The organism is Flavobacterium sp. (genome assembly GCF_039932285.1).
GTDB lineage: Bacteria > Bacteroidota > Bacteroidia > Flavobacteriales > Flavobacteriaceae > Flavobacterium.
The window spans coordinates 84,804-105,293 of sequence record NZ_JBDTQE010000001.1 but is presented as its reverse complement, the minus strand read 5'-3'; the positions used below and the strand labels follow the sequence as shown (position 1 = coordinate 105,293).

At 31.2% G+C, this 20,490-nt stretch carries 17 protein-coding genes; 11 read left to right on the top strand and 6 right to left on the bottom strand.

Annotated elements, in window-relative coordinates:
• The first annotated feature begins 108 nt into the window (after window positions 1-108).
• Window positions 109-1,731: an adenine deaminase gene (ade, locus tag ABI549_RS00540; protein ID WP_348074491.1), complete on the top strand. Its 1,623-nt coding sequence runs from the start codon at window positions 109-111 to the stop codon at window positions 1,729-1,731.
• A 42-nt stretch (window positions 1,732-1,773) separates the two neighbouring features.
• On the opposite strand, the gene ABI549_RS00535 is transcribed toward ade, so the two are convergent.
• Genes ABI549_RS00535 through ABI549_RS00525 form a run of 3 tightly spaced genes read right to left on the bottom strand, consistent with a single transcriptional unit; the run spans window position 1,774 to window position 3,929 of the window.
• Complete coding sequence (locus ABI549_RS00535; protein ID WP_348074490.1) at window positions 1,774-2,286, bottom strand: hypothetical protein; 513 nt, start codon at window positions 2,284-2,286, stop codon at window positions 1,774-1,776.
• Between the two features lie 56 nt (window positions 2,287-2,342).
• A complete protein-coding gene (rsmI, locus tag ABI549_RS00530; protein WP_348074489.1) occupies window positions 2,343-3,056 on the bottom strand; it encodes a 16S rRNA (cytidine(1402)-2'-O)-methyltransferase in 714 nt (237 codons plus the stop codon).
• On the bottom strand, window positions 3,057-3,929 hold the full coding sequence (locus ABI549_RS00525; protein WP_348074488.1) for a hypothetical protein: 873 nt from the start codon (window positions 3,927-3,929) through the stop codon (window positions 3,057-3,059).
• Window positions 3,930-4,119: 190 nt separating this feature from the next.
• Here ABI549_RS00525 and ABI549_RS00520 point away from each other — a divergent pair, with 190 nt between their 5' ends.
• From ABI549_RS00520 to ABI549_RS00485, 8 genes are all read left to right on the top strand, one after another.
• The gene (locus ABI549_RS00520; RefSeq protein ID WP_348074487.1) at window positions 4,120-4,740 is read left to right on the top strand and encodes a thymidine kinase; all 621 of its coding nucleotides are present in this window, start codon (window positions 4,120-4,122) and stop codon (window positions 4,738-4,740) included.
• Window positions 4,741-4,749: 9 nt separating this feature from the next.
• Window positions 4,750-7,194: a bifunctional UDP-N-acetylmuramoyl-tripeptide:D-alanyl-D-alanine ligase/alanine racemase gene (locus ABI549_RS00515; protein WP_348074486.1), complete on the top strand. Its 2,445-nt coding sequence runs from the start codon at window positions 4,750-4,752 to the stop codon at window positions 7,192-7,194.
• Between the two features lie 85 nt (window positions 7,195-7,279).
• The gene (mscL, locus tag ABI549_RS00510) at window positions 7,280-7,654 is read left to right on the top strand and encodes a large conductance mechanosensitive channel protein MscL (RefSeq protein ID WP_348074485.1); all 375 of its coding nucleotides are present in this window, start codon (window positions 7,280-7,282) and stop codon (window positions 7,652-7,654) included.
• A 124-nt stretch (window positions 7,655-7,778) separates the two neighbouring features.
• On the top strand, window positions 7,779-8,768 hold the full coding sequence (locus ABI549_RS00505) for an aspartate-semialdehyde dehydrogenase (RefSeq protein WP_348074484.1): 990 nt from the start codon (window positions 7,779-7,781) through the stop codon (window positions 8,766-8,768).
• 28 nt (window positions 8,769-8,796) lie between these two features.
• A complete protein-coding gene (locus ABI549_RS00500) occupies window positions 8,797-9,354 on the top strand; it encodes a hypothetical protein (protein WP_348074483.1) in 558 nt (185 codons plus the stop codon).
• A gap of 142 nt (window positions 9,355-9,496) precedes the next feature.
• The gene (locus ABI549_RS00495; protein ID WP_348074482.1) at window positions 9,497-9,949 is read left to right on the top strand and encodes a hypothetical protein; all 453 of its coding nucleotides are present in this window, start codon (window positions 9,497-9,499) and stop codon (window positions 9,947-9,949) included.
• A gap of 111 nt (window positions 9,950-10,060) precedes the next feature.
• Entirely contained in the window at window positions 10,061-10,411 is a 351-nt protein-coding gene (locus tag ABI549_RS00490; protein WP_348074481.1) for a hypothetical protein, read from the top strand.
• Between the two features lie 112 nt (window positions 10,412-10,523).
• The gene (locus ABI549_RS00485; protein WP_348074501.1) at window positions 10,524-12,482 is read left to right on the top strand and encodes a TonB-dependent receptor; all 1,959 of its coding nucleotides are present in this window, start codon (window positions 10,524-10,526) and stop codon (window positions 12,480-12,482) included.
• A gap of 58 nt (window positions 12,483-12,540) precedes the next feature.
• Here the strand turns inward: ABI549_RS00485 and ABI549_RS00480 are convergent, their stop codons facing one another.
• Window positions 12,541-13,593 carry an oxidoreductase gene (locus ABI549_RS00480; protein ID WP_348074480.1) on the bottom strand — a complete coding sequence of 351 codons (1,053 nt, stop codon included), beginning with the start codon at window positions 13,591-13,593 and terminating at the stop codon, window positions 12,541-12,543.
• 122 nt (window positions 13,594-13,715) lie between these two features.
• On the opposite strand from ABI549_RS00480, the gene ABI549_RS00475 reads away from it, so the two are divergent.
• Window positions 13,716-15,680 carry a KUP/HAK/KT family potassium transporter gene (locus ABI549_RS00475; protein WP_348074479.1) on the top strand — a complete coding sequence of 655 codons (1,965 nt, stop codon included), beginning with the start codon at window positions 13,716-13,718 and terminating at the stop codon, window positions 15,678-15,680.
• 11 nt (window positions 15,681-15,691) lie between these two features.
• Window positions 15,692-16,555: a bestrophin family ion channel gene (locus ABI549_RS00470; protein ID WP_348074478.1), complete on the top strand. Its 864-nt coding sequence runs from the start codon at window positions 15,692-15,694 to the stop codon at window positions 16,553-16,555.
• Window positions 16,556-16,630: 75 nt separating this feature from the next.
• Here the strand turns inward: ABI549_RS00470 and acs are convergent, their stop codons facing one another.
• Window positions 16,631-18,538 (bottom strand): acetate--CoA ligase, encoded by a 1,908-nt coding sequence (acs, locus tag ABI549_RS00465; RefSeq protein ID WP_348074477.1) that lies wholly within the window; start codon window positions 18,536-18,538, stop codon window positions 16,631-16,633.
• 23 nt (window positions 18,539-18,561) lie between these two features.
• A complete protein-coding gene (locus tag ABI549_RS00460) occupies window positions 18,562-20,463 on the bottom strand; it encodes an acetate--CoA ligase (RefSeq protein ID WP_348074476.1) in 1,902 nt (633 codons plus the stop codon).
• Window positions 20,464-20,490: the final 27 nt, after the last annotated feature.

The following is a 20,490-nucleotide window of genomic DNA, read 5'->3' as shown; positions in this document are numbered from 1 at the left end:
ATCGTCGTATATAAAAACAAATTTAGGGTAAAACATCGAATAATAAAGTGACAAAAATAAAAAATGGTGTTACTTTTGGCTTTTATTACTTTATTTAAAATAAACCAAATGCAGATTCAAGGACAAATTGTTGATATAGAAAACAAACGAATTTATTCGGGAGAAATTACCATTGAAAACGGTAAGATTGTTTCGATAATTGAGAAAAATCATGAGGTAAAAAACTTTATTCTTCCAGGATTTATCGATGCTCACATTCATATCGAAAGTTCTATGCTTGTTCCTTCTGAATTTGCAAAATTGGCTGTACTTCACGGAACGGTTGCTACTATTTCTGATCCGCACGAAATTGCCAATGTACTGGGAAAAGAAGGTGTTTACTATATGATTGAAAACGGGAAAAAAGTGCCCTTAAAATTTCATTTTGGCGCTCCGTCTTGCGTTCCTGCAACTGCTTTTGAAACAGCGGGAGCCATTATCGATTCTGAAGAAATTAAAGAATTGATGGCTTCCCCAGATATTTATTATTTGTCGGAAATGATGAATTATCCTGGTGTTTTGTTTAATGACGAAGAAGTTTTGAAGAAAATTGCTTGGGCAAAGCATTTCAATAAACCTGTTGATGGTCATGCGCCAGGATTGCGAGGAGAACCTATTAAAAAATATATTTCGGCAGGAATTACAACCGATCATGAGTGTTTTACTTATGATGAAGCGCAAGAAAAATTATCACTTGGCATGAAAGTTATTATTCGTGAAGGAAGTGCTGCCAAAAACTTTGAAGCCTTGATCGATTTACTTCCAGAAAATTACGAAAACATGATGTTTTGTTCTGATGACAAACATCCCGATGATTTAATTTTAGGACATATTAATTTGCTTTGTGCTCGTGCTGTGGCAAAAGGAATGGATATTTTTAAAATCTTACAAGTAGCTTGTGTAAATCCAGTAAATCATTACAAAATGAAGGTGGGTTTGTTGAAAGAAAATGACGCTGCCGATTTTATTGTTGTAGAAGATTTAATCAATTTTAAAGTAAATGAAACCTACATAAATGGTGAGTTGGTTGCTCAAAACGGACAATCATTCGTAAAACATGTTGATTTTGAAACGCCAAATAACTTTAACATTACCGAAAAGGAAATTAGTGATTTCGAAATCCCAAGTTCAGCTTCGAAAATTAGAGTCATTGAAGCTTTAGAAGGACAATTAATTACCAACGAAATTCATCATAATTCATTTATCGAAAGCGGAAAACTCGTTTCAAATATAGAGAATGATATACTGAAAATGGCAGTTGTAAACCGATATTATAATACCAAACCGGCAGTCGCTTTTATTAAAAATTTTGGTTTAAAAAAAGGCGCTATTGCAAGTTCCGTAGCCCATGATTGCCATAATATTGTGGTAGTAGGAACATCGGACGAAGAGATTTGTAATGCAGTAAATTTAATTATAAAAAACAGTGGCGGAATTTGTGCTGTAAATGGCAATAAAAACACATCATTAGCCTTGCCCGTAGCCGGAATTATGAGTGATAAAGATGGTTGGGAAACTGGAAAATTATACCAAGAAATTGATGCCATGGCAAAAGATTTAGGAAGCAATCTAAAAGCGCCATTTATGACACTTTCGTTTATGGCACTTCTAGTAATTCCTGATTTGAAATTATCTGATAAAGGTTTGTTTAGCGGGAATACTTTTTCGTTTGTGGATTTGGAAGTGGAATAAATTATTTGAGCGAAACGGCTGTTGTAAAACTTTTTTAAATTTTCAGTTATAAATTGAGAATACATATAACGCTATTAGCGCCAAAAATGTGTTAATCAAGATGATATTTTGGAAACCATTTTCAGATAATTTTTTATTGAATTTAAGCATAAGTAAGCTAATTATAGTAGTTATTGTTAAGCCTAATATAAAGTAAAAACAAGCTCCATTTAGACCTGACATTAATTTATCAGAATAATCTGTACTTTTAGATTTAATCGAATTAATGTTTTGAAAAATATAACTTTTTCCAATTGTTATATCGTTTTCTTCAATAAATGTTTTTCTTATTGAAAACTCATAACCTTTTTCAGTGTAAAACTTATTACCAACGAATTCTTTAGTACTACTAATACTATATCTATTACGATGACTAATTATAATTTGACTGTAAGCAGTTATTTTATCATTAATTTGTTTTTGTGGTAAAATCAATTGATCAACAATGAACAAACTAAAGAATATAGGAATACAAATTAAAATTTTGATTGTAACTTGTGTATATTTTTCTTTCATTAAATAATCTATCTCTAAAGTGATTTAAACTGAATCAATAATCAATTTGGTTCAATCTAATCTTCATTATCATATTTGCCTTCTTTTTTTTCTTTTACCGAGATTTTCCCACCTACAATCACTACAATTTCTCCTTTTGGTGGTTTTGTTTCAAAATGTTTCAAAACTTCATCAGCAGTTCCGCGAATGGTTTCTTCATGCAATTTAGATATTTCTCTAGAAACAGAAACGGGTCTTTCGGCACCAAAATACTGGACAAATTCGCCTAATGTTTTTACTAATTTGTGTGGAGAAACATATAAAATCATGGTTCTTGTTTCTTCCGCTAAAGCCAAATAACGGGTTTGACGTCCTTTTTTTTCGGGTAAAAACCCTTCAAAAATAAACTTATCATTAGGAAAACCACTATTTACCAATGCGGGAACAAAGGCAGTTGCGCCTGGCAAACAATCTACTTCTATATTATTCTCGACACAAGCTCGAGTGAGCAAAAAACCTGGATCTGAAATGGCTGGCGTTCCTGCATCGGAAATTAGCGCAATATTTTCGCCTGTTTGTATGCGTTTTATAATATTCTCTATAGTTTTGTGTTCGTTATGCATGTGGTGACTGTGCATGTGTGTCGAAATCTCAAAATGCTTTAGGAGTTTTCCGCTTGTGCGCGTATCTTCCGCAAGAATCAAATCGACTTCTTTGAGCACACGAATGGCACGAAAAGTCATGTCTTCGAGATTACCAATTGGTGTTGGAACAAGATATAATTTTCCCATTTACACGAATTTACTGGCTACAAATTCCATAAAACGATCTGCAAATTCTTCTTTTCCTTTCCAATCGTTATAATCTGGTTTCACCATTTCATCAATAAAATTTTTAGCATCTTCTAGTGAATCGAAAGTAGATATTTGTGAAACTACGCGATTAAAGTCTTCCGGACTTCCGTCGAATAATTGTTTTTCGAAAGCCAATTTGTCATTCAAACCAATATTGACAGTTTTGTTCAGTTTATCATTAAGATTTATAGCAGGTTTAGGTTCTGCTTTTTCGAAAATAATTTCTGTTTCAATTTTCACCTCTGGAATAACAACTTTTTCTTCAATTTTATCCTCTATAATTTTTGAAATTTCAACTGGAATTACAGAATCTTCTGTTTTTTTTACATTAGAAACTCTTTCAAAAACAGGTTCTGGTTGCATATTACTTAAAAAATCATCTATCGAAACTTGCTTTTTTTCAGGCTTAGGAATTTCGATAATCGGAGATTCTTCTATTATTATTTTTGGTTCTTCAATCACATCTTTTGGTTCTTCAACCGTTACTTTTGTTTCTGGAACAACGACTGCTTCTGCTTTTACAAGAGAAACTTCTTCATTTATATCATGAATGATGATTTCCTCATCTTTAGCTTTTACAGTTGGAATTTTCTCATCAAAATCGAATGCTTTTTCAATTATAACTTCTATATCATGCAAACCAATGGTAGGTTTTGTTTCGCCAAAATGTTCTTCTACAAATAGTAAAACAGACAATTTTTCGTATAATTTTTGAGTTTCGTGGTGCAATTCACGAACATCTTCTTTGTGTTTTAGTTGTAAAATTCGGTGCGCAATGCTAATTAATTCGGCCTCTAACTTTTTTTTCATGTGTATTCTATATTTTTATATTTCGGAACATGTAATAATTATTGGTACTACATTTATTCATACAAAAGTTATTTTAATAATTATTTCATAACTTTTAAAATTATACTCGATAAAGCTTTTCTTTTTTAATAAATTTGTTCTGTTACAAAGTAATAAAAACTATTCATTTTTATCGTTATAAAAATAAAAAATGTTTCTCGAAAATACAGTAAATCATAAAGAGCAGTTTGGTTGGATTGAAGTTATTTGCGGATCGATGTTTTCGGGCAAAACCGAAGAATTAATTCGCAGATTGAAAAGAGCACAATTTGCCAAACAAAAAGTCGAAATCTTTAAGCCATCTATCGATACCAGATACGATGAAGAAATGGTAGTTTCGCACAATAAAAACGAAATTCGCTCTACTCCTGTTCCGGCCGCCGCCAATATTGCGATTTTGGCACAAGGTTGTGATGTTGTAGGGATTGATGAAGCCCAGTTTTTTGATGATGAGATTGTCAAAATTTGTAATGATCTTGCCAATTCTGGAATTAGAGTAATCGTCGCTGGATTGGATATGGATTTTAAAGGAAATCCTTTTGGCCCCATGCCAGCACTTATGGCAACTGCCGAATATGTTACAAAAGTACACGCTGTTTGTACTCGCACAGGAAATCTTGCCAATTATAGTTTTCGTAAAACCGATAATGACAAACTCGTAATGCTTGGCGAAACCGAAGAATATGAGCCGTTAAGTCGTGCTGCCTATTATAATGCGATGCGTGAGAATATGATTGTAAAAGATGCCGAACATTTATCAAAAGAAAAATAATTAGACCAATTGACGATATCCTTACACCATATAATGCCGATTCTAAATGCCGATTTTCAAGGTATTGATTCAACTATTTATTTCAACAATATATCTATAGACAGTCGTTCTTTACAAAACAACGAGAATACTTTATTTTTTGCATTAGTTGGGCCTAATAATGACGCTCATATTTATGTTGAAGATTTAATATCTAAAGGCGTCAAAAACTTTGTTGTAACTCATATTCCAAACGAATTGAAGGATAAAGCAAATTTTTTAATTGTAAATAACACACTCGTTGCTTTACAAAAATTTGCCAGTTATTACCGTAATTTATTTCATTTTCCAGTAATAGGAATTACAGGAAGTAACGGAAAAACCATTGTAAAAGAATGGCTTAATTTTCTTTTAAGTCCTGATTATAATATTATTAGAAGTCCAAAAAGTTACAATTCGCAAGTTGGTGTTCCACTATCAGTAATTGGGATTAATGAAAATCATAATTTTGGAATTTTTGAAGCGGGTATTTCTACCAAAGGAGAAATGGAAAATCTTCAGAAGATAATTCAACCAAGCATTGGAATTTTAACCAATATAGGAACCGCTCATGATGAAGGTTTTTGTGATATTTCGGAAAAAATAAAAGAAAAACTCAAACTATTTACTAATGTTGATGTTTTAATTCTGAATAAGAATAAAACTATCGAAGCATTTATAAATAAAGAGATTAAAACCTTTACTTGGAGTACAAATGATCAATCTGCCGATGTTTTTTTTCAGAAGAAAACCTTCGATGATTATTCGATTTTAAATATTACAAATAAGGATAAATGTTTTAAAATAAAAATTCCATTTACCGACGAAGCTTCACTAGAAAATAGCATGCATTGTATCTTGACAATGTTATATTTGAAATATGATTTGGATACAATCGAGCATCGGGTAAGCCAATTATTTCCTGTCGAAATGCGATTGAAAGTCAAAAATGGAATTAATAATTGCACTTTGATTGATGATAGTTATAGTGCTGATTTTCAGTCATTAAAAATTGCCTTAGATTTTATTGAAAACCAAAAACAACATTTAAAGAAAACACTTATTTTATCTGATATTTATCAATCAGGATTAGAAAATGAAGATTTGTACGCTCGTGTTTCACAACTTATTATTTCAAATAAAATAAATAGAGTAATTTGTATTGGAGAGGTAATTTCTAAATATAAAAACAAGTTTCTCAATGTCATTTCTTATGTTTCAACAGACCATTTTATTGCCGATTTTGAAAATTTAGATTTTGCGAATGAAACTATATTGATAAAAGGTTCTCGTCATTTTCAATTCGAAAAAATTGTAACGGTACTCGAAGAAAAAACACACGAAACAGTATTAGAAATTAATTTGAATGCCATAAGTCACAATTTAAATTACTACAAATCGAAACTGAATCCAAAAACCAAAATTATGGTTATGGTGAAAGCCTTTGGTTATGGAAGTGGCGGATTTGAAATTGCAAAACTCCTAGCTCATCATAAAGTAGATTATCTTGGTGTGGCTTTTGCCGATGAAGGAATCGAACTCCGTCAAGAAGGAATCCAATTGCCTATTATGGTGTTAAATCCCGAAATGACCAGTTTCTCATCTATCATTCAATACCATTTAGAACCCGAAATTTATAGTATTCGAGGTTTAAAAGCATTTATAAAAATTGCGGAACAGAAAGAACTCGTTAATTATCCCATTCATATTAAGATAAATACAGGGATGAATCGGTTGGGTTTTGATGATGAAATCATCCCTGAACTCATTGCAATTCTGCAAAAAAACAATTCAATTCAGGTAAAAAGTATTTTATCACATTTAGCTGCCAGCGATGATTTAAAACAAGATATTTTTACAAAAAAACAAATTTCGGATTTTGATACAATATCTAGTAAAATCAAGACAGACCTGAAAATAGATCCTATTCGTCATATTTCAAACACTTCAGGAATAAGTAATTATCCAAAAGCACAATTTGATATGGTTCGATTAGGAATCGGTTTGTATGGCGTTTCTAATGACGAACAAGAAACAAAAGAGTTGGAAAATGTAGGAACACTAAAATCGATAATTTCACAAATACGTACTTTAAACATTGGTGAAAGTGTAGGTTATAGTCGCCGCTTTATGGCGGAAAAACCAACAAAAATTGCCACAATCCCTATTGGTTATGCCGACGGAATTTCTCGTGCATGGGGAAACGGAGTTGGTTATGTCCTAATTAATGATCAAAAAGCAACAATTGTAGGAAGTGTTTGTATGGATATGCTCATGGTCGATGTAACCGAAATTAATTGTTTTGAAGGAAATGAAGTGATTATTTTTGGTAAAAATCCATCAGTAACAACCATTGCAAAAGCTATAAATACAATTCCTTACGAAATATTGACCAGTATTTCTGGCAGAGTAAAACGGGTTTTTTATCGAGAATAATCGATCTTTTTTTGATTTTTATTTTGAATAAAATGTTAAATTAGCTTTTTATAACAAAATAAATTAACCTAAAAACAAACAAATTATGGGAATGATTTCAGAATTTAAAGATTTTATTGCAAAAGGGAATGTAATGGATTTGGCAGTAGGGGTTATAATCGGTGGTGCATTCGGAGGAATTGTTACTTCATTAGTATCCGATGTAATTACTCCGGCATTACTAAATCCAGCTTTAAAAGCAGCTCAAGTTGCAGATTTAGCAGGTTTAAAAACTGATGGAGGAATTTTGTATGGTAAATTTCTAGCTGCCGTAATAAGCTTTTTAGTAATTGCTTTTGTTATTTTTATATTAGTTAAGGGACTTAATAGAATGAAAAAGAAAGAAGAATCACCTGCTGGACCAGTTGGACCAACTCAAGAAGAATTGCTTACACAAATTAGAGATTTGTTAAAAAAATAATTTCCGCTACACACATATTCTAACTAAACCGTTTCTTCATCGAAACGGTTTTTCTTTTTATTTGTTTTATCAAAATCAAATCAATATTTATTACTTTTGCACTACAAAATTTAATATACAAATTATGAGAATTGCAGTTGTTGGCGCAACCGGAATGGTTGGAGAAGTAATGCTTCAAGTTTTAGCCGAAAGAAATTTTCCCGTAACCGAATTAATTCCTGTTGCTTCAGAGCGATCTGTAGGAAAAGAAATAGAATTTAAAGGAACAAAATATAAAGTCGTAGGAATGCAAACTGCAGTAGATATGAAAGCTGATATTGCTTTGTTTTCTGCTGGTGGAGAAACTTCTTTAGAATGGGCTCCAAAATTTGCAGCAGCTGGTACAACTGTAATAGATAATTCATCGGCTTGGAGAATGGATCCAACTAAAAAACTGGTTGTTCCAGAAATAAATGCTTCTATATTAACAAAAGAAGACAAAATTATTCCAAATGCAAATTGCTCGACTATCCAATTGGTAATGGTTTTAGCGCCTTTGCATAAAAAATATAATATTAAACGTGTCATTGTTTCAACTTATCAGTCTATCACAGGAACTGGTGTAAAAGCAGTACAACAACTGGAAAACGAATATGCTGGAGTTTCTGGCGAAATGGCGTATAAATATCCTATTCACAGAAATGCGATTCCACAATGTGACAGTTTTGAAGAAAATGGTTATACCAAAGAAGAAATGAAACTGGTTCGTGAAACTCAAAAAATACTTGATGACAAAACTATTGCCGTTACAGCTACTGCCGTTCGTGTACCTATCGTTGGCGGACACAGTGAAGCCGTAAACGTCGAGTTTTCTAAAGATTTTGATGTGAATGAAGTTCGCCAGCTTTTGCATAATACACCAGGAGTTGTGGTACAAGATAACAATGATACTTATACCTATCCGATGCCTATGTATGCGCAAGGAAAAGATGATGTTTTTGTAGGAAGAATTCGTCGTGACGAAAGCCAACCCAACTCAATAAACATGTGGATTGTTGCCGATAATTTACGTAAAGGTGCTGCTACAAATACTGTACAAATTGCTGAATATTTAGTTAAGAATAGTTTGGTGTAATACACTGTAAAAAAAAGAGAGCCAAACAATGACTAGAAAATTACTTTTTATAATTTCAATAATTATTATTTTTTCTTTTTCCAATAATGAAAAAGATTTAGAATTTAGTTATCCAAAAAATAACCAAGCAGTGGTCATTATGAATACTGAGAAATTTGAGGAATTTAAAAAAGAGTGGCGTGGGGAAGATTATTACTATATATGCGAAAATGGAAAAGACCAAATTATATGTTCAGTACTCTTTTACAAACTGAATAAAAATGAACAAAAAATGATGGTAGATTCATTTGATCCAGAAGGAGAAACCACAAGTCCTATTCTTCCACTAACTCATTTCATGAATTCAAATTTGAAGAAGTATGAACAAAACAATAAAATTTGGGGAGAATCTACTGATGATTTTATGTTTAAACAAAATGATATTATTCAAGTAGAAGGAACCAAAATTAATCAGAAGAATATGTATGCATACTGTATGTTTGGCAAAAATATATTTGTAAATATTCATTTATCTAAAATTAATTACACATCTAAAGATTCGATATCGATGCGACAAATATTAGATGGTCTGAAAAAGAAAAAGTAAAGAAACTATAGTATAGCACTTGTGCTAGTGATTTGGGGAATTGTTTTTTGATGATTTATTTAATCCAAAATAAAACTTGATTTAATCCTAAGCTATTATAACAAAGTACCTTTTACAGAATTTCATAAAAATATCCAATAGATTGAATAAAATAGAATTCATAAAAAGAACATTTGAAGCGGACAAAAAGAAAAATATTAAGCCAATTTTTTTTTATGATGTTTTAATAGATGGTATATCACTTTTTGATGAATTAGAATGTGATGAAAATAATAGTGTTTGTATTTTCGGTTATTATGATAAAAAAAATCTAAATATTGATATTATAAATCAATTTTTGAAAACTAAACCTTCCGAACTGGATACTGGAAGAATATCATTATTTATTTGTAGAGAATGTGGAGATATTGGTTGTGGAGCCACAACTATAGACATACAAAAAAATGAAAATTCTTATATATGGAAAAAATTTGCTCATGAAAATAATTCATTTGAATTGACAGAATTTGATTATTTAGATGTTCAACCAAAAGAATTTAAAAAAAATGAATACGAAAATGCCCTTAACGAATTAAAAACAAAGCTCTTATTCTAAACAAAAACAAATTTTTTATTTAGAAGAAGAATCCGTCTCCATACCCAGCAAATCATAAATTTTGTTAAATTTAAACGGATTTTATTTTTTGCTTTATTACATTTGTCTTGCATGAAAAAGAAATTTATCATCATCAACTCATTATTAGCGATTGTAGTATTATTTTCGATACTATTTCAATCGATACATAGTTATGAGCATTTGGTAAAACAAATTTCTGAAAAACATTGCCATCACAAACTAACTTCTGGTTCTCAAATAACACATCAACACCATAATTTAGACCACTGTTTTGTTTGTGATTTTACTTTAGGTGCATTTGTTAATTCAAGTATTTCTTATTTTCAATTTATAAAAAGACCCGTTTCTACTGGATATTCTTTTATCTATTCTAAAGAAATAACTAACTTTTTTAAAGGAAGCCTTTTTGCGCTTCGAGCTCCTCCCTGTTTTATTGTTTAATTTTTTTATTACTAATAACTTTTAGTAATACTTACAATTTATTTTTTTAAACAATAAAATATCATTTAATATGAAATTATTTTTAGTTGCCCTTTTATTAGGGTTTTCAGGTATGATTCATGCCCAAATTGTACGAGATACAATACATAAAGACAAACCATACATAATGGATGAAATTAAAATTTCTTCCACTGCTTTCAATAAAATTCAATCACAAAATGTGATGAAAATTGAACACAAAAGCATCAAAGAATTGCAACAAAAAGGAGCGGCAACACTAATGGAAGGATTGGCTTCAATTCCTGGAGTTGCACAAGTATCTACAGGAACATCTATAGGAAAACCTGTTATTCGGGGATTAAGTGGCAATCGCGTTTTGGTTTATACCCAAGGTGTTCGATTAGAAAATCAGCAATTTGGAGAAGAACATGGTTTGGGACTTAGTGATAGTGGTATAGAAAGTGTCGAAGTTATAAAAGGACCTGCTTCTTTACTTTATGGTTCAGATGCATTAGGTGGCGTTTTGTACTTTAACCCTGAAAAATTTGCTCAGCCCAACTCCTATTCGGCAGATTTTAGTCAAAAATTCTTTTCCAATACGCAAGGAAGCAATACTTCATTTGGACTGAAATCATCTTCTAATAATTGGAAATTTTTAATTCGTGGTGGCTATAATAACCATGGCGATTACAAAATGCCAAATGATAGTTTGGTTACCAATACTCGTTTTGAAGAAGCTGATGTAAAAACAGCTGTTGGTTATAGCAATGCAAAGTTTTCTAGTGTTTTGCGATACAATTTGAATAATTTAAATTTAGGAATTCCAGAACAAATAGGTTTACAAACCAGAAAAAGAGATCCTGACTATCCTAGACAAGGTGTTTTAAATCATATTTTGAGTTTGCATAATAATTTTTACTTCAAAAACTCAAAATTTGATGCCGATTTCGGATATATTTCTAACAGCCGTAAGGAATTTGCAGACAGTACAATTCCTATTTTAGATATGAATTTGAATACTTTAAACTATGATTTAAAATATTACTTACCAAAAATTGGAAAATTAGAAACTATTGTTGGTGTTCAAGGTATGAGTCAAACCAATAGAAATTCTGGTTCAGAATTATTAATCCCTGATGCCAATACAAATGATATTGGTACTTTAGTAACAACAAATTACGAATGGAAATCGAATGTCATACAAGCTGGATTTCGTTATGACACAAGAAAAATTAATACCGAAACTCATGGAATTTTAGGAGATGAAGGTTATTTTGAAGCCATCAACAAAAAATTCAGTAGTTTTAATGCTTCATTGGGTTACAAAACAAAACTAACAGACAATTTATCTTTCAGATTTAATGTTGCTTCAGGATTTAGATCTCCAAACTTGGCTGAACTAACCTCAAACGGTGTTCATGAAGGAAGTAATCGCTATGAGATTGGAAATACTACCTTAAAAAATGAGCAAAATATCCAAACTGATTTGAATCTCGAATACGGGAATTCTCATTTTGAGTTTTTCGCAAATGGTTTTTATAATCATATTAACAATTACATATTTATTTCTCCAAACGGAAATATAATCGCAGGAAACAATGTCTTCGATTATGTACAAGCCAATGCAAAATTATATGGGGGAGAATTTGGTATTCATTTTCATCCGCATCCGTTAGATTGGTTGCATATTACTAGTAGTTTTGAAACTGTAACTGGCAAGAAGGAAAATGGAGAATATTTACCTCTTATTCCTGCAAACAAATGGAATAATAATATTCGTACAGAATTTAATCTCAAAAATTGGGTAAAAAAAGGATATGCAACAGTAAATGTTGAAAGTAATTTTAAACAAAATAACAATAGTACGTTTGAAACAAAAAGTAACGATTACACTTTAGTTAATCTAGGCTTAGGTGGAAATATAAACATTAACAAATCAAATTTTGATGTTTCTTTTAATGCAAATAATATGCTTAACAAAACCTATATTTCACATCTTTCTAGACTAAAAACAGACGGTATTCCTAACATTGGGAGAAACATTGTTTTAGGAATTAGTTTCTTACTATAAACTAAATAATATTTTTAAAATAAGTTATAACTGTTAAACTAGCTCTAATGGTTATAACTTATTTAAAATTTAATTTTACAATCTTATTTTTACCAGCACCGATTGCTGTTTTATTATCTATAAATCTAATTGTATATAAATCCTTATCGGTAGATAATTGTTTCCATTTTTCGCCTCCATCACTTGAATAATAAATTCCTGTTGCACCAACAGTTACAATGCCTTTTCCTTTACTATTAGGCAAATACTGAAGACATGATGCGTAACCAAAGCCTTCATTCTCGGCAATTAACTTCCATGTTTTACCACCATCATTTGTAATAGCTTTATTCTGAAAGTTTTGTTCTAATTTTTCGTAGTTTCCGCCAGCAATAAAACCAATCTTTTCATTATAAAAATCGGCAGTAAAAGATCCCGTCATTGTTTGACCTTGAGCAATTGGCGTTTCAGATGTTTTCCAAGTCTCACCTTTGTCTGCTGAATAAAAAACTCTAGATTTTTTTCCTCCAGAAACCATCCATACATTATTATTTTTTATAATTAAATTTGTATTACTTGCGGCAAAAAAAGCTTCACCATTTGCAAATTTCGGTAGTTTATTGCAAAGGATTTTTTTCCAAGTTTTTCCACCATCAATAGTTTTTATCATAGACGGACAATCTTCGTTTGGATCGCCTATCGCAATTCCTTCATTGTCATTAAAAAATTGCATAGAATCGTAAAATACTTTTTCGTTATTTTCTTGATACACCAATTCAGATTTTATTCCTTCTTTTGAAATTCGATATAATAATGCAGGATTGGCTACTGATAAAATAAATATGTATTTTGACGTTTGTGCTATACTTCTAAATTCAATTTTATCATTTTCTTTATTAATTTTTGTTTCAAATTTTGCTGGAGAATTAAGAGAAATAAAACCATAATTGCCATTATTAGCCGCATACCAAAGTTTATTATTATCGATAAGGATTGCCCGACAACTTATTTTTTCATTCAATAAAGTATCAATTGAAACTTGTGTGAATTGTGAGTTATATATTATCTTTTTATTCACATTGCAGGAATATAAAACGCTGATAATCAAAAAAGTGAGAAATATGGTTTTCATACTATAATTTAAAGATTCTAAATTACTATTTTTTGAATGAAACGCAGTAATAATTTTAGTGAAAATTAGATTTTAATCGGATTAAATATTTTAATTTTGTACACTTTTTCAAATATAAAATAATGAGTGCTTCATCACATCACGATCTTCATAGTAAATTATCCCTTGGGGGAATCTTAGTAACATTAGGAATTATTTATGGAGACATTGGAACTTCTCCTTTATATGTAATGAAATCAATTATTGGTTTACACACAATCAATACAGCGGTTGTTCTAGGAGGAATTTCTGCTATTTTTTGGACACTTACACTACAAACAACTTTAAAATATGTCTTAATAACGCTTTCTGCAGATAATCATGGCGAGGGTGGAATTTTTGCATTGTACGCCTTAGTAAAACGAACCAAAGTAAAATGGCTTATTATTCCCGCAATTATTGGAGGTAGTGCCTTATTAGCTGATGGTATTATAACACCTCCTATTTCTGTTGCTTCAGCCGTTGAAGGCGTTCGAACTTATTATCCAGATATAAATACAATACCAATTGTAATTGCAATTTTAGTTGTACTTTTTACCATACAACAGTTTGGCACTAAGTTAGTGGGGAAATTTTTTGCTCCAATGATGATGATTTGGTTTGGGATGTTAGCAGTTCTTGGAATATTACAAATCACACAAAACACAAGTGTTTTATGTGCTGTAAATCCTTTTTATGCTTATCAATTATTAAGTGTACATCCTGATGGATTTTATGTACTAGGATTTGTTTTTTTATGTACAACTGGTGCTGAAGCATTGTATTCTGACATGGGACATTGTGGGCGAAAAAATATTCGTATTAGTTGGGTTTTTGTTAAAATAGCTTTGCTTTTAAATTATTTTGGTCAAGGTGCCTACCTAATTAAACATCAAGGACAAACATTACTTAGTATAAATGCTAATAACGGAAATCCTTTTTATCTAATTATGGCAGACTGGTTTCAACCGTTCGGAATTGTAATTGCTACAATGGCTGCCGTAATTGCTTCTCAAGCACTTATTAGTGGGTCATTTACATTAATAAATGAAGCTATGCGATTGAGTTTTTGGCCAAAGGTTAAGATTAAATATCCAACAGATTTAAAAGGTCAAATATATATTCCTTCTATTAACTGGTTATTGCTTTTGGGTTGTATAGGTATTGTATTGCATTTCGAAGAATCTGGTAAAATGGAAGCTGCCTACGGACTTGCTATCGTTTTATGTATGATTATGACAACCATATTGCTTACTTATTTTATGATACTTAAACGTGTTTCTTGGTTTATAATTGCACCATTAATTTTATTATATCTAGTGATAGAGTTTAGTTTCTTAATTGCCAATCTAGATAAATTTCCTCACGGTGGTTATGTGACGTTAATTATTGCTTCCATATTAATTTTTATAATGTCTATTTGGTTTACTGCTAAAAAAATCAGTAAAAACTACACGAAAATTGTAAAAATAGACCATTACAAAAAAGTTCTTGCAGAATTAAGTGTCGATCTATCTATACCTAAATACGCAACACATTTAGTTTATATGACAAACGCTAATCGTGTAGATGAAATTGAGGAAAAAGTAATGTATTCAATTTTACAAAAACGACCAAAAAGAGCCGATCTATATTGGTTTGTACATGTAAATATTACAAACGAACCTTATAGAAAAGAATATAAAGTTACTGAGATTATAAAAGATGATTTATTTAGAATCGATTTTAATCTTGGTTTTAGAGAGCCTACAAAAATAAACCTCATGTTTAAAGAAGTTCTTAAGGATATGGTAAAAAAAGGCGAGGTAGATATTACAAGTCGCTACGAGTCATTAAGTAAGAATAATATCATTGGTGATTTTAAATTTGTATTATCAGAAAAATTCTTATCAAATGATAGTTTTATGCATTGGCACGAAAAGCTAGTGATGAATACTTACTTTTTTATTAAAAAATTAAGTTTGTCTGAAGAACAAGCTTTCGGATTGGATAGTAGTTCTGTAAAAGTAGAAAAATTCCCAATGGTACTTCACGCACCAGAAAAAATTGAATTGTGTCGAGTTGAGTAAAACTATAAAATATGATTTCATATAATCCTAAAGAGTGGTTTACATTTATATTTAGATTTCATAAAGCAGATACTTTTAGAACGTTATTTCCATTAATTATTGGCATATCAATATATAGTGCAATTATTGTATATTTTATACAAAACTATTTTCATTTATCGGATAATCATCATCTTAAAAATATAACCATCATGCATAGTATGCTTGGTTTTGTAATTTCTTTATTATTAGTTTTTAGAACAAATACTGCTTATGATCGTTGGTGGGAAGGTAGAAAACAATGGGGAGCATTAGTTAATAATAGCCGAAACTTAGCATTAAAACTTTCTGTAATTTTAGTTGAAAAAGAAGATAGATTATTTTTTAAAAAAATTATTCCTTATTATTCACACGTTTTAAACTTACATCTCAAAAACCAAAATATTAGTCAAGAACTTTTTGAGGAATTTAATATAAAAATAGAACTTACTAAGCACAAACCAAATCAGGTTGTAAAATTAATGTTTAAAAAAGTAAACGAATTATTTATAGGTAATAAAATAACTGGGGAACAACTTCTTTTTATTAACCAAGAGCTAATATCATTTACGGATATTTGTGGTGCTTGCGAAAGAATAAAGAATACACCCATTCCTTTTTCATATAGTGTTTTCTTAAAAAAATTTATATTTTTTTATGTAATGACATTGCCTTTTGGTTATGTATTTAATTTAGGTTTTTATACTATACCTGTGGTTATCTTCATTTTTTATGTTCTAGCAAGTTTAGAGCTTATTGCAGAAGAAATTGAAGAGCCTTTTGGGAATGATGAAAATGACTTACCAACTGAAAGGATTACCGAAAATATCAAAAAAAATATTGATGAAATTTTATAACTATTTTCTTTAATCTACTTTTTAAAATAAAAGGAGAAATCTAATTATAGATTTCTCCTTTTATTTCTTTATTTTTTACAACTTCCCGTTCTTTATCTCATCAACAATTTCAGGATTTAATAAAGTAGTAATATCTCCAAAATTAGAAAAATCACCTTCCGCAATTTTTCTTAAAATACGTCTCATAATTTTTCCAGAACGTGTTTTAGGCAAACCAGACACAAACTGAATTTTATCTAATTTAGCAATTGGACCAATATGATCGGAAACATGTTGGTTTATTTCTTTGGCAAGATTTGTCTTATCTCGAGTTTCTCCACTTTCTTTTAAGATGACGAAACCATACAACGCATTCCCTTTTATATCATGAGGAAATCCAACAATGGCAGATTCCGCAACAGCTGGATGTTCATTTATCGCATCTTCTATCGGTGCTGTTCCTAAATTATGCCCAGAAACAATTACGACATCATCTACTCGTCCTGTAATTCGATAATATCCAACTTCGTCACGCAAAGCACCATCACCAGTAAAATATTTACCCGGAAAGGCAGAGAAATACGTTTCTTTATAACGTTGATGATCTCCCCAAATTGTTCTTGCTATTCCTGGCCATGGAAACTTGATACACAAACTTCCTGTAACCTGATTTCCTTCTATTTCGTTACGCTTTTCGTTCATTAATACTGGTTGAATTCCAGGCAATGGCAATGAGGCATACGTTGGTTTTGTTGGTGTTACGAAGGCTATTGGTGAAATCATAATACCTCCTGTTTCTGTTTGCCACCAAGTATCTACAACTGGACAACGCTTCCCTCCTACGTGATCATTGTACCAATGCCAAGCTTCCTCATTAATAGGTTCTCCAACAGAACCAATTACTTTCAAGGATTGTAATGGGAATTTTTGAACGTATGATAAATTCTCTTTTGCCAAAGCTCGAATAGCGGTTGGAGCGGTATAAAATTGAGTCACTTTGTGTTTTTCGATCACCTCCCAAAAACGAGAGAAATCTGGATAAGAAGGAACTCCTTCAAAAATTACAGTCGTAGCTCCATTTAAAAGTGGACCATAAAGTATGTAGGAATGTCCTGTTATCCAACCAATATCAGCAGTACACCAAAAAACATCATTTTCTTCGTAATTAAAGACATTTTTGAAAGTATAAGCTGAATATACCATGTAACCAGCCGTAGTGTGTACCATTCCTTTTGGTTTTCCTGTTGATCCTGAAGTATAAAGGATAAATAACGGGTCTTCGGCATCCATAATTTCAGCCACATTATTGTCTGATGCTTGGTCTAAAAGTGGTTGTAACCATTGGTCACGACCTTCTTTCATTTTCACGGAAGTATTGGTTCTTTTTGCAACCAAAACTTTAGATACGCAAGGACATTTGTCTAAAGCTTCGTCAATAATTCCTTTTAGGTCGATAGTTTTTTCGCCACGAAATCCTCCATCGGAAGTGATGACCATTTTACATTCGGAATCATTAATTCTTGAGGCAACTGCAGAGGCAGAAAATCCAGCAAATACTACCGAATGGATTGCGCCAATTCTAGCACAAGCCAGAGTTGCAATAGCTAATTCGGGAATCATTGGTAGATAAATACAAACTCTATCTCCTTTTTCGATACCTTGTTCTCTTAATACATTTGCCATTTTTGAAACACGTACATATAATTCGTTATACGAAATATTTTGCGCTTCTTCATTTGGATTATTTGGTTCGAAAATAATCGCTGTTTTTTCGCCACGACGTGCCAAATGTCTATCGATACAATTTTTTACAATGTTAACTTTTGCTCCTTTAAACCATTCTATTTTGGCTTCGGCCATATCAAATTCTACTACTTTTTCGCATTCTTGATACCAAGTAAAATTCTCGGAAGCAATTTTTCCCCAAAATTTTCTTGGTTCTCGAATTGATTTATTATAATGTTTAAAGTATTGTTCTAAATTGTCAATTTTGTAATAACTCATAACTATTCTTATTTTTATTAATTCTAATTTTTATTGTAAACACCTATTTTATATTTTTTTAAAACATCAATAATCTCTTCAACAATGGATTCATCATCGATCGTTGACGGAATTTGAAAATTTTCTCCATCTGCTATACTTCTAATTAATTTTCGAAGAATTTTTCCAGAACGTGTTTTAGGCAATCTTTCTATTATAACAACATTTCTTAAAGAAGCAACTGCGCCTATTTGTTGTCTTACAAGTTTTACAATCTCTTGTTCTAATTGAAAATGTTCGATAGATTCACCTGATTTATTAACTACTAATGCTAATGGAATTTGTCCTTTTAGTTCATCATTAATTCCTATTACAGCACATTCTGCCACCGAATGGTGAGAAGAAACTATTTCTTCCATCTCGGCAGTAGATAAACGATGTCCTGCAACATTAATAACATCATCTACTCTACCTGTAATAAATATATAATTATCATCATCTTTAAAACCGCCATCACCAGAAAAATAATACCCTGGAAATTTATTTAAATAACCCATTTTAAAACGTTCACTGTCACCCCATAAATCAAGCATTGTCCCTGGAGGTAATGGCAATTTGATAACAACATATCCTTCTTGATTTGGACCCAATTCTTGTCCGTTTTCTCCAAATATTTGAATGTCATAACCTGCAACTGCTTTTCCGGCTGAACCAGGTTTTACTGGTAAATATTCTACACCCATCATATTTGAAATCATTGGCCAACCTGATTCTGTTTGCCACCAATGGTCTATTGCTGGAACAGGAATGTTTTCATTGTACCATTCTAAAGTAGCAATATCACAACGTTCCCCAGCTAAGAACTGAGTACGAAGGCATGATAAGTCGTATTGTTTTATAAATTCACCTTTTGGATCTTCCTTTTTGATCGCTCTAATAGCTGTTGGTGCAGTAAACATAACATTTACATTATGTTCTGCAATAATCCTCCAAAAAGTAGATGCATCTGGAGTTTTAATTGGTTTTCCTTCAAAAATGATGGTTGCATTTCTATTGATTAATGGTCCATAAACAATAAAACTATGTCCAACGACCCAGCCTACATCAGATGCTGCCCAAAAAACCTCATCTTGTTTTACACCATAAATATATTGCATTGAAAATTTAAGCGCTGTAGCATAACCTCCAGTATCTCTTACTATCCCTTTAGGTTTTCCAGTGGTTCCTGATGTATATAAAACATATAATGGATGAGTAGCATTTACAGGAATACATGATACTTCTTCTGAACCATAAACTAATGCATCATAATCAACATCATTTTTTTTAAACGGAATTCTTGCTCCTAATTTTCTGTTGAAAACAATTACTTTTTTAGGTTTATGTAATGATAGTTCTATGGCTTCGTCAACAAGTGGTTTGTAGGCGATTAATCTATCAACTTCTATTCCTGAGGAGGCAGTAATAATGCCTCTTGGTTTACAATCATCTATTCTAATAGCTAATTCGTGTGGTGCAAAACCTCCAAAAACTACCGAATGTGTCACTCCAATTCTGGCACAAGCTAACATAGCAAATGCTGCTTGAGGAATCATTGGCATATAAATTACCGCTGTATCTCCTTTTTTAAATCCAAGTGATACCATTCCTCCTGCTAATTTAGCTACTTCGGTTTTCACTTCGTTGAAAGTATATTTCTTTACAGTTTGTGTAACTGGCGAATCATAAATTATGGCAATATTATCTCCATATCCATCTTGAATATGTTTATCTAAAGTTAGATAACAAATATTTAATTCTCCATCTTTAAACCAAAGTGGATAATCATTTTCATCTTTTGATAAAATGATTGATGGTTTGCTATACCATTCGATTTGATTTGCTTGATCTTCCCAAAATGTTGAAGGAAAATCGATACTTTTTTTATATAATTCTGAATAATTCATTTATTGTTTTGTTGTTTATATTTATCA